The organism is Pseudarthrobacter sp. NamE5 (assembly GCF_005796225.1).
GTDB lineage: Bacteria > Actinomycetota > Actinomycetes > Actinomycetales > Micrococcaceae > Arthrobacter.
On sequence record NZ_VAHO01000054.1, the window covers coordinates 1 to 354 of the forward strand.

Genomic DNA, 354 nt, shown 5'->3' on the forward strand with positions numbered 1-354 from the left:
TCGGACGGCCATCAGGGTGTCCATGGTCTCGCCGGACTGGCTGATGGACACCACCAGGGTGTTCTCGTCCAGAATCGGGTCCCGGTACCGGAACTCGTGCGCGAGTTCGACCTCGGTGGGGATCCGGCACCAGTTCTCAATCGCGTACTTCGCCACCGTGCCCGCATACGCGGCCGTGCCGCAGGCCAGCACGATGATCTTGTCGACCTTCTTCAGCAGCTCCGGATCGATCCGCAGCTCATCGAGGGTCAGCTTGCCCTTGATGTCCGACCGGCCCAGCAGGGTCTGCGCCACCGCGTCGGGCTGGTCATGGATTTCCTTCTCCATGACCAGCTGAACCCGCCCTTCTCCGCA

1 pseudogene is annotated in these 354 nt (G+C 64.1%); it reads right to left on the reverse strand.

From position 1 onward, the window contains the following. Positions 1–354 (reverse strand): annotated as a pseudogene (locus tag FDW84_RS19055) (SIS domain-containing protein); the annotation flags it as partial.